This window comes from Streptomyces sp. NPDC054813, from assembly GCF_053611365.1.
In genome coordinates, this window is record NZ_JBSHAF010000062.1 from 1 (window position 1) to 10,714 (window position 10,714).

Here is a 10,714-nt window from a genome sequence, read left to right on the forward strand (position 1 = left end):
CCGCACACCAACCAGGTCGGCCAGACCGGCAAGTCCGTCTCCCCGCAGCTGTACATCGCCAACGGCATCTCCGGCGCCATCCAGCACCGCGCGGGAGCGCGAAGGGCATCGCGCCCCGGCTGGTTCAGCTGTGACTCCTGTGACTCACCAGGACAGCGGGCCGTTGACGTCGAAGTAGCCGCCGGTCGGTCCGTCCGGGCCGAGCTGTGCCATCCGGACGATGATCTCGGCGCCCTCCGCCACGGTCTGCGTGCCCGTGTTGCCGTTCAGGTCGGTCTTGGTGAAGCCGGGCTCGACGGAGTTGATCCGCATGTCCGGGAACGCCTTCGCGAACTGCACGGTGAGCATGTTCACTGCGGTCTTGGAGGTCGGGTAGGCGATGCCCGGGTAGAAGTGGGCGGGGTGATCGGGGTCGGAGAGGGCGGTCAGCGAGGCCAGTCCGCTGCTGACGTTGACCACGACCGGTGCCGCCGAGCGCCGCAGCAGCGGCAGGAAGGCGTGCAGGACGCGGACCACACCGAAGACGTTGGTCTCGAAGGTGTTCCGCATATGGTCGGCGGTCACGGTCTCGGCGGTCGGCACGCTGTTGTCCGCGGTCCGGGTCTCGATCCCGGCGTTGTTGATCAGGACGTCCAGTCCGCCGTCGGCCTCGATCGTCTTGGCCGCGGCGTCGACGGAGGCGTCGTCGGTGACGTCGAGGAGGACGAACCGGGCGCCCAGTTCCTCGGCGGCCCGGCGGCCGCGCTCGGCGTCCCTGGCACCCACGTACACGGTGTGACCTGCGGCGATGAGCTGGCGGGCGGTCTCGTAGCCGATGCCCTTGTTGGCTCCGGTGATCAGTGTTGTCGTCATGTGTCCAGCCTGCGCCCCGGCCGCCGGGTCAGCCAGCAGACCCTTCTTCCTGGGACTGCCGGTACCACCGACGCACCTCTCTGACCTGGGCTTACTGACGCCGAAGAGGCTGTGACCTGCTAGGTCGGGTTGCCGAGGCGATCGAAGGCAGTCGGAGGAAAACGCTCTGATTCGACCCCGGTTCGACCCGGGTCGCTCAGAGGCAGTCAGCGGCACCGGCCTCCCAAACTGCCCCTTGAACGACCCGAGTCGACCGGCTCGGATCCAGCGCGGCGCCCCTGGCAGGCCTCTCGTTCGCGTCCGGTCGAGCCGTGATGGGGACGCCTGCCTCCGGCCGGTGACGGGGCGCACGAAAGCCCGCAGGACGGCAAACCTGGAGGCTTCGCCGGCACCGATCGGAGGTCGGTTCCGGACACCACCTGCGGTCTTAGCGGGCCAGGGTGGCGTCCAAGTCCTTGGGACGACCCCAGAATGCCGCATAACACGCCCGGATCGCACTACACACAGACCTCTTCACACCCGGCGAAATGCAAATCAGAGGCAGTCACAGACACCCAAACGACCCAGCAGGGACTGGCAGTCCTGCCCTGGGCTGCCACAGAGCTGATCAGGCTCGGGGACCTCACCGTCCGCTACGCGGCAGGCAGCTACAGCAGGCTCAGCCCCGACGGCCACACGGTGAACCTGCGCGGCGACCGCCAGGGCGTTGCGGAGCACGGTCACCGGATCACCGCGGCGAACGCCTGCCACGTGGCCCGCGTCGGCGGAAGCTTGGAGCAACTGACCCGGCTGCTGCTGCACCCCGACCACGAGGGCAGCCGCCACACCCGGCACAGCGCCCAGCGCTCCGGGCAGGCACGCGCGCTGGACTACATCCACCGGGGTGTGGGCCAGCGCCCTACAGACCGTCAGCACCAGCAGGGTGCTCGGCTCCCGCGACCACGCCTATGGTGCTGGCCAACACCTCGCAGACCATCGACGGCGTCCCCGTCCCGACCATGCGGGGCTTCCGCATCTCCTTCCTGATAGCCACGGTCGCGGTCGCCATAGGCGTGGTCCTCGCCCTGTTCCTGCCCAGGGCCGGCCACACCTCGACACCGCGCACGGGCAACGAGGAGGAGACGGACCTGGACCGGTCCGGAGAGTCCGCCCCCTCCATACCCCCTCCGTGCTCGCGCCTGTCGGCGAACACCCATCAGACCAACCCGGACGGGGCCACTGAGCGCCCCTCAACGAACAGTGCACACCGAACACCGAAAGGTAGTCATGAACACCAAGCTCCCTGCTGACCTCAACGAGCGCGTCGTCATCGTCACCGGCGCCGGCACCGGTATCGGCCGCGCCACCGCACGCGCCTTCGCCAACGCAGGGGCCAACGTGCCGGCAGTCGGCCGCCGCATCGATGCTCTGGAGGAAACCGCAGCCGCACACCCGTCGATCGCCGTCCACTCGGCCGACCTGAGCGCCCCGGAAGCCGCGGAGGGCGTGATCGCCACCGCCGTCGAGCGCTGGGGGCAACTGGACGTCCTGGTCAACAACGCCGGAGTCTTCCGCATGATGCCGCTGGCCGACACCGATCCCGCAGCCGTCATCGCCCTGTTCGACCTGCACGTCCTCGCCCCCATCCTGCTGGCGCACGCCGCCCTGTCGCATCTGCGCCGGAGCAAGGGCACGATCGTCAACGTCTCCAGCACCTACGGCCACAAGGCCGCGCCGAACGCCGCCCACTACGCGGCATCCAAGGCCGCCATCGAACACCTCACCCGCAGCTGGGCCGTTGAACTCGCGGCCGAGGGCATCCGCGTCAACGCCGTCGCCCCCGGGCCGACCGAGAGCGAGGCCCTGGCCGCCGCGGGACTTCCCGACGCGGCCATCGAACAGGCCAAGAAGGCGGAAGCCGCCCTCATTCCGCTCTGCCGTCGCGGTGAACCGGAGGAGGTCGCCGAGTGGATCGTCCGACTCTCCGACCCGGTGACCACCTGGCTGACCGGGCAGGTCCTCACCGTCGACGGTGGCCTGGAACTGGTCTGATACCTCTTCGATCCTGGAGCAGTGCGCCGTGGCCGTCGAAATGGCCGCGGCGCCCTCTTGCATGATGAAGCGATAGGGCCAGGAATGTTATGCCGTCGAAGTCGACGGGCAGGTGGCCTGACCAGCCCGTCGACACACCTGACACCCCATCAGAACGAGCGCCGAATGAGCGTCACGAGCATACAGATATCACCCGTAAAGCCCACGTCGCACATAATCCGCACACATAAAACCGCAGGTCAGGTGGTCTTCGTGACCGGTTCAAGGATGGCAACGCACTCCACGTGGTGCGTCATCGGAAAGAGGTCGTCCGGGACGAGTCACGAAGGACACCAGCTCAGGGAACCGTTTTCCGGCTCATTGCTCCGCGTGCGTGCGCCGAGAACGTCAAATGGGCGTCAAGACCAACAGTCCATTCCTCCTCATCACTCGCGACCGTCATTCGGGACTTCAAGGACAGCTTCTTCCTGCACCACCAAGATGTGCTCGAGCAGTCGCAGCAGGGAAGACGAGCCTTCGATGCATGCCGGAATCCGGTTGGGGTACTCGACACGATTCGGGCTTGAACAGAGGAGAGACATGGACGACGTCGCCGCTCCCGGCAGGGAAAGTCTTCCCCTGTCCGGGCATCAGGCGCGTTCTGGCGCCCTGCTCGACGGAACGCTGGAAAACCTGCGGGCGTCCGCCATCGCGGTCGATGACGATGGCCTCATTGTCGCGGTCAACAGCGCGGCCCAAAGCCTGCTGGGCAGGGAAGCCTCGGAACTCGTCGGTCAGGACTTCCACGACCTGCTGCACCGGGACAGATACGGGCACTCGGTGCCACGCACGCGCTGCCTGATGAGGAAGGCCATCCTCACGGGGGACACCAGACATGGCGACGCCGAGTGGTTCGCCTGCGGGGACGGCGCTCTCGTCCAGTTGTCCTGGCTGGTCACGCCCTACTCACCCGGTCCGGGCGGGACAGGTGCGCTGGCGATGCTGTACGAGCCGAAGCCAGGGGACGTGCGCCACACCGACGGCGGGCACTCCGCGCCGCTGACGGAACTGGACCGCCTGTCCCTGCTGGCGGAGACGACCACGCAGCTCACATCCACCCTGGACGCGGACGAGGCGCTGCACCGACTGGCGGCCCTGACCGTGCCCCGGCTCGCGGACTGGGCCGTGTTCGACCTGCTCACCGAACGTGACGAAGTACGACGCGTTCTCGTGATGGAGCACAAGGACGGCATTCTCGTCGAGCGGGACGACCTGCAGGGCCCGATGCCTCCCGTGCCGGCGGAGTCACCGATGCCCCTGTCACGGGCCCTGCGCGGCGCCGCCTCCTCCCTCGCCGGCCCCGCCACCTACCAAGGTCCGCCCGACTCCGGCATAGCGGTCGAGCAGCAGCGCCTGTTCACCGCGACAGGTATGCACTCCGCCGCCATCGCACCCATTCGCGGACTGCGGGACGTACTCGGCGCCCTGACCCTGGGCCGCGCCCAGCGTCATGACGCCTTCACCCCTGCCGACCTGCCGCTGCTGGAGGACCTCACCCGCCGGGCGGGCCTGGCGCTGGACAACGCGCGCCTGTACCAGCGCCAGCGCAAAGTCGCCGAGACCATGCAACGCCACCTGCTGCCCCAGCTGCCCGTCCTGCCCGGGCTGGAGATGACCGCGCGCTACGTACCCGCTCCGGACGCCTCATCCGTGGGCGGTGACTGGTACGACGCCTTCGCTCTGGCCGCCCACGCCCACGCACTGGCCATCGGCGACGTCGTCGGACACGATCTCGACGCCGCAGCCGGCATGGCGCAGGTCCGCAACATGCTGCGCGCCTTCGCCTGGTCCCACCCCGAGGCCGCACCCAGCGCCGTCGTCACACGGCTCGACGATGCCGTGATGCACATAGCAGAGGTACCTATGGCCACCATGATCCTCGCCAGGCTCACCCTCGGGAATGACACACTGTGGCGCCTACGCTGGACGAACGCCGGCCACCCGCCGCCCCTGCTCATCACCCACGACGGTCAGACCCGCTACCTCGACGAGGCTCACGGCATACTCCTCGGAACCGGAGTCACCAGACCTCGCCCCGACGCCGTCACCGTCCTGCCACCCCAGGCCACGCTCCTGCTCTACACCGACGGACTGGTCGAATCCCCGCACCACTCCATCGATCACGGGCTTGACCGGCTGCGCCGACACGCGGCCTCCCTCGCCCACCGCCCCCTCGACTCCTTCTGCGACTTGCTGCTGGACCAGGTCCGCCCCAGCGACAACGATGACGACGTCGCCATGATCGCGCTGCGCACACCCCCTCCCGTAGGACCCGCCTGACCCGCGCGTGAGGCAGGTCGAGTGGGCGGAACGGGAGACTGTCGAAGCTCCTGAGCCGGTGGGCTGAGGCTTCGAACGCCTCTCTCCGCCGCGCGGGAACTTCGCGCTGTGCGAGCCCCGCACTGCCCCGCCGGTGAGCGGGGCCAGAACGCGGTGTCCGCGTGCCGGTTCGCCGCGGAGGACGGCCACCGTGGGCATGTAGGTCGGGGGCGGCCAGGAGGAGCTGATTGGTGAAGGCGTACGGCAGGTCCCTGCGGTGCCCGCGGGTATCGGCGTCATGGTGTCCAGGTCGGCTCCGCGACCAGGTGAGGGAGAGCAGGCCGTGGGACCAGGGGATGTGGGGGGGGAGGGCTGAGCTCAGCGCCAGCTGGTTCACGCCGTACAGAGGAAGCGCGGACACGCCTGTCACATCCATGAGTGTGTTGAAGACGGGATTCGGCAGGCCGGTGTCGACCCCTTGCGGGCGCCGGCCTCGCCTACGGCGGCATCGGTCTTCTGCTCGGCTCTCTGGTCCGCGGCGAGCTGGAGGGCTTCTTCCTCATCATCATGCTCAGCCTGGCCAGCAGCAGACGGCGGTCCATCTCCCGGGATGGGAAGGTCTCGGTGAAGGCGATGAAGCCGGCGACCATGGTGACGGCGCCCAGCCCGCTGGCCACCTGGCCCACCTGCGAGGGCTGGCCGGAGCGGAGACGTGGCCGCTGATGGCGTCCAGCCGGATGCGAACCACTGTGTCGGAGGTGCACAGACGTGCCACGGCGATCCAGACGGGGATGAACGCGACCGCCAGAAAAAGCCAGCCGGTTGCGCAGGTGGCCCAGCAGAGTGCAGCGCAGCAGTTCGGTGAATGCCGTCCAGGAGAGCCTCAACGGTTGGCCCCTTCGAAGTGCAGGCGCCCCTGGCGCAGATGAGCGATCGTGTCGAAGTGGTGCTGGTCGTGCAGCAGGTGAGAGACCACGATGATCGACCGGCCCTGATCACGTAGATCGGCGGCCAGGGTCCAGAACCGCTGATGGGTGTCCCAGTCGAAGCCCTGGTAGGGCTCGTCCAGGACAAGCAACTGCGGATCGTGCATGAGAGCGATCAGCAGGTTCAGCTTCTGTCGCGTTCCGCCACTGAGATCGCCGACCTGCTGTCGCCGGCAGCCGGTCAGCGCCAGCAGCTCCATCAGCTCCCCGACGCGCTCCAGCGTCGGCATGCGGTAGGCCATCTGGAACAACCCCAGATGCTGTCCGACCGTGAACATCGTGCAGGACCTGCCTGCCGCCGTACCCCTTGCAGACTCCGCTGATCCGCAGCCGTGGCCGGTGTGACCGGTGGCGCGTCGTCGCTGCCTGCACATGATTTGCACTGACCACCCTTGCGGACGTCTGGAGCGTCAAACGAGCGTCGTGACGACACGACGGTGATCGCCTGAGTGGCATCCTCAGCAAAGACTGTGCGGCTGACGTCGCGGTGTCCGTGGGCTCGGTCCAGGCAGACTGCTGGAGTGCCACGGCGCCGGCCGGGAATGTGATTGTTCGGGCTCGCTCAGCGGCCCGTGACGTTCTGTCTTCATGGTCCAGTGGGAGATTCGGCGTGATACTCGACGGCGTACCGGCACCCCCTGCGCGCGACACCGCGCCTGACGCAGCGGCGCGCAAGCAGCGCCTACGCCGTCGCCTGGAGCGACTGATCGGTGTGGCCGCCACCGAAGGCAATGACCTGGTGCCCCTGCGCAACGGTGATGAGATCTTCCCCGCGATGCTCGGGGCGATCCGTTCGGCTCGGCACACCGTCGACATGATGACGTTCGTGTATTGGCGGGGTCAGATCGCCCACGACTTCGCCGTCGCTCTGGCCGACCGCGCCCGCGCGGGGGTGCGCGTGCGACTGCTGCTCGACGGCTTCGGATCCAAGGAGATCGAGCGGCGGCTGCTGGACCTCATGAGCGCCGCGGGCGTGCAGGTGGCCTGGTTCCGCAAACCCGTGTGGCTGTCACCGTTCAAACAGAACCACCGTTGCCACCGCAAGGCCCTCATCGTCGACGAACACACCGCCTTCACCGGCGGCGTCGGCATCGCGGAGGAATGGAGCGGCAATGCCCGCAACTCTGCCGAGTGGCGCGACACCCACGTCCAGGTGCGCGGCCCGGCCGTGGACGGCATCGCGGCCGCGTTCGCGCAGAACTGGGCCGAGTGTCACGACGACCTCTTCGATGACCGCGACCGTTTCACGGAACACCCGCAGGCCGGCTCGTCGGTGGTGCAGGTCGTGCGCGGCTCCGCAAGCATCGGCTGGCAGGACATGCAAACCCTCATCCGGGTCATGCTCACCTCCGCCGAGGAACGCTTCCGGCTGGCCACCGCCTACTTCGCCCCTGACACCTACTTCGTCGACCTGCTGTGCCAGACCGCACGTCGCGGCGTGCATGTCGAGATCCTGCTGCCCGGCCCCCACACCGACCAGCGCGCCTGCCAGCTCGCCGGTCAACACCACTACACGCGTCTGCTGCAGGCCGGCGTGCACATCCGCCAGTACCAGCCGACCATGATGCACGCCAAGATCATCACCGTGGACTCGATCGCCTCCCTCATCGGATCCACCAATTTCAACCGCCGGTCCATGGACCACGACGAAGAAGTGATGCTCGCCGTCCTGGACGAGGAGTTCACTTCCTCCCTCGACCGCGACTACGAGGCGGACCTGCGCCACAGCGTGGGCATCGAGCTCACTCGATGGAGACGCCGGGCAGTGCTGCAACGCGCCAAGGAAGCCGCCGTCACCCCGATCCGACGCTTCCTGTGAGCCGACCGGCACCCTGGCACAATGGCGAACCGCAGGCGCCGCGCGAGCCGGCCGGCGCCGCACGCGTGAAGCGAAGGCACGCCGTACCCGCGGTCCTACAGACCGAACGTCCTCCCGGCGGCGCACGAAAGCCGCCCACCGGGGCGGTTCCAGGGCCGGCCGGCGGGGCCGCTCGGCCACAGGTAGGCGCCCCCCTGGCGACCCTGCCGCAGAACGAGACGTAGCGCACTGCGAGTTGCCGCATCTGGCCGCTGAGAACCGGAAACGGCTTCGGTCACCGGTGGACACGCTGCCGCGACGGCGCGCCGCATGGTCGTCCGCGACCTTGTTCACCGCGGCCCATGCCCAGGTCTGTCAGGTCAAGCCGGCCCGCACGGGCGGCGTTGAGGACGGGGCGCGTACAAGAAGCCGGCCTCGTGGTACAGGAGTCCGGGAGGAGAAGGCCCCGCCCCTGCCCGGCTCTGAGCCGCTCTCCGCATCCAGGTATCGAAGCACTGTTACGTCTCCCCAGGGTCAGGCTTCGAACGGAAGCCGACGCTGAAAGGCAACGGGAGGTCCGTACGGGCGTGGTCGGGGCTGCGACGGATCAGCTCGGCCGTGGCCGCTTCCTACCAGGCCACGTCGGTAGCCGCGTCCCGGTCGCCGGCCACCGTGTCCGGGAGTCGCCCCACGGGACCTCCGCAGGCCGCCGCAGCCCGGCTGGGCGCACGGCCGCCGGTAGGGCCGGGGCGGGGACACGGCAGGAGGTCGCGCGGGTTCCATCGCGCGTGCCTGTCCCGCCCCCGACTACAACACGCCTACCCTGCTGCCGTTTGGGACGCCTATGGGCTCTATGGCCTCTTACGCACCAGGTCGCCTCACATCCGGCATGCGCACGGGGCCCGGCCGTCATATCGGCCGGACCCCGTGATGAAAGCGCGCTGCGGGTCAGATCACCATCGGTACCAACGACCTCGGCCACCACCGGCGGTGGTGGAGCGCATGACGAAGCCGAGAAGCCACAGCACCAGGACGGCGACGGCGACCCACCAGAGGATCTTGATGGCGAAGCCGGCACCAAAGAGGAGCAGTGCAAGAAGCAGAACAAGCAGCAGGGGAACCATGTTTATCAACCTCCTGCACGCTCGTGTGCCCTGCAATTCCGTCGCCATTCACCGAGTACGCTTTGTTTGTGAAAGGAACGCCGGGGCACTAGCGGGTTACCGCGACAGCGGCACACGAGCTATCAGGAGGTACTCTTCCATGACTGCCGGCGAGAAGGCCAAGGCAAAGAGCGAGCAGGCCGAGGGCAAGGCCAAGGAAGCCGTGGGAAGCGCCATCGGTAACGACCGTATGGCTGCTGAGGGGCAGGCTGAGAAGAGCACGGGTGATGCCCGTGAGGCCAAGGAAAAGGCGAAGGACGCGTTCAAGCACTAAACCTGCGTTCTCCACCGAGAGTTCGAAAGGGGCCTGCCCGGCGTCACTCCGGACAGGCCCCTTTCGACGGACCGCCGAGGGCCGAACACGCAGGCACTGAGTCTCGCCTCAACTGCTCATCGGCCTTCTCACCGCCACCATACCGACGTTTTCCCGTCCATGGCCGTCGCCCAGGTCGCCACCAGGCCCGCACCCGCAAGTCCCCGGCGGACACGGCACCGTGCCGACGGCTCTGTTCACCGCACGGTGGCTGAGAGAGGCAAGGGGCCGTGGCCCCTGTGACCGTCCGCCGGCCGGAGCGGCTGCTCCAAAAGCGTGCCGGGCATGCCTACAGTGAGGGCCAGAGTGTCTCGGGCAGCAGGCACTTGGTGCGGTACGCGACACACGCGGCCGGGTGGTGTCGCACCGTGGTGCTGGAGGAGGCGACCCGAGGACGGGGGGTGAGAGCGTCCGCGTCATGGATGATGCAGCCGGTCACACGGCTCGCCGGGCGCCATCTTGCCGACAGGGCAGGAGGGCGCCGGGCCCGAACTGTACAGGACGAGTACCAGGGCGACGGCGACCGCGGCCACGTCCGGCCACCGCAGTGCGTCCCAGGCGGCCTGGGGCCAGGTACCCAGAGACAGCACCGGGCCCAGAAGCCGGGCCAGGCTGCCAGTGAGGTGCTCCTGTTGGGGGTCTCACTCGGATTCGCCGTCCGCACCTCCCATGTCAGCACCTATCACCGTCTGTACGGTTCACTGGCAGGCGTCGTGGTCTTCCTGGTCTGGCTATGGCTGTCCAACCTGTCCCTGCTGGCGGCCCTCAGTTCAACGCAGAGCTGGCGCAGCCCGTGCACGGGGGATGAGCCGGTCGTCCAGTACCTGCGGCGGGACCGCTCGCGGCCTTCCCTTCGGCCGGTTCGCTCAGTACGGCACGCACGCGCCGACACCGCACGAACCGTGAGCAGGCCGCTCGGTTGCCCCGTAGCGGTGTCTGCCCGCCGGCCGCGTGGGCGGTCGCGGCCTCCGGCCTCGCGCGGTGCGCCGCGTCTCGGGGTGGGAACGGTGCTCGGAGCGCCGTATCTGTCATCAGCCCGTACCCGATCGCGGCGAGTGTGGAGGCGGACCGCACCACCGCAGCCGCGTGGCCCCGCCCGATCGGCAGGACCTCGCAAAAGTGAGGCACTACACCCGACATCTCCCCCACTCCGCAGGACGCGGGGGGGGCCGGGCGGGCCGCCCCCCGCCCCCCCCCCCCCCCGCCGGTGGGGGGGGAGGGGCGCGCGCGCCGGGGGGGGGCAGGGAGGACCCAGGGGCGGCCCGCCGACGCG

Annotated in this window: 9 protein-coding genes and 1 pseudogene; 6 read left to right on the plus strand and 4 right to left on the minus strand. The window is 68.6% G+C overall.

Annotated elements, in window-relative coordinates; translation table 11 throughout:
* Window positions 1–96: pseudogene (locus tag ACWGJB_RS49530) on the plus strand (FAD-binding protein); the annotation flags it as partial.
* A 48-nt stretch (window positions 97–144) separates the two neighbouring features.
* Here the strand turns inward: ACWGJB_RS49530 and ACWGJB_RS49535 are convergent.
* Entirely contained in the window at window positions 145–852 is a 708-nt protein-coding gene (locus ACWGJB_RS49535) for an SDR family oxidoreductase (protein WP_453386595.1), read from the minus strand.
* Window positions 853–2,118: 1,266 nt separating this feature from the next.
* Between ACWGJB_RS49535 and ACWGJB_RS49540 the strand changes: the two genes are divergently transcribed.
* Window positions 2,119–2,883, plus strand: a complete 765-nt coding sequence (locus ACWGJB_RS49540) for an SDR family NAD(P)-dependent oxidoreductase (protein WP_453386596.1) — start codon at window positions 2,119–2,121, stop codon at window positions 2,881–2,883.
* 579 nt (window positions 2,884–3,462) lie between these two features.
* Window positions 3,463–5,202 (plus strand): SpoIIE family protein phosphatase, encoded by a 1,740-nt coding sequence (locus ACWGJB_RS49545; protein ID WP_453386597.1) that lies wholly within the window; start codon window positions 3,463–3,465, stop codon window positions 5,200–5,202.
* 476 nt (window positions 5,203–5,678) lie between these two features.
* On the opposite strand, the gene ACWGJB_RS49550 is transcribed toward ACWGJB_RS49545, so the two are convergent.
* Both ACWGJB_RS49550 and ACWGJB_RS49555 read right to left on the minus strand, forming a co-directional pair.
* Window positions 5,679–5,858, minus strand: coding sequence for a hypothetical protein (locus tag ACWGJB_RS49550; protein WP_453386598.1), 180 nt, complete (start codon window positions 5,856–5,858; stop codon window positions 5,679–5,681).
* Window positions 5,859–6,064: 206 nt separating this feature from the next.
* On the minus strand, window positions 6,065–6,445 hold the full coding sequence (locus tag ACWGJB_RS49555) for an ATP-binding cassette domain-containing protein (RefSeq protein WP_453386599.1): 381 nt from the start codon (window positions 6,443–6,445) through the stop codon (window positions 6,065–6,067).
* A 332-nt stretch (window positions 6,446–6,777) separates the two neighbouring features.
* Between ACWGJB_RS49555 and ACWGJB_RS49560 the strand changes: the two genes are divergently transcribed.
* Window positions 6,778–7,986: a phospholipase D-like domain-containing protein gene (locus tag ACWGJB_RS49560; RefSeq protein WP_453386600.1), complete on the plus strand. Its 1,209-nt coding sequence runs from the start codon at window positions 6,778–6,780 to the stop codon at window positions 7,984–7,986.
* 932 nt (window positions 7,987–8,918) lie between these two features.
* Here ACWGJB_RS49560 and ACWGJB_RS49565 read toward each other — a convergent pair.
* The gene (locus ACWGJB_RS49565; RefSeq protein WP_037952753.1) at window positions 8,919–9,089 is read right to left on the minus strand and encodes a hypothetical protein; all 171 of its coding nucleotides are present in this window, start codon (window positions 9,087–9,089) and stop codon (window positions 8,919–8,921) included.
* 139 nt (window positions 9,090–9,228) lie between these two features.
* Between ACWGJB_RS49565 and ACWGJB_RS49570 the strand changes: the two genes are divergently transcribed.
* Entirely contained in the window at window positions 9,229–9,402 is a 174-nt protein-coding gene (locus ACWGJB_RS49570) for a CsbD family protein (RefSeq protein WP_079133780.1), read from the plus strand.
* Window positions 9,403–9,866: 464 nt separating this feature from the next.
* A partial coding sequence (locus ACWGJB_RS49575) for a YhjD/YihY/BrkB family envelope integrity protein (RefSeq protein WP_453386601.1) occupies window positions 9,867–10,714 on the plus strand: 848 nt, incomplete at its 3' end.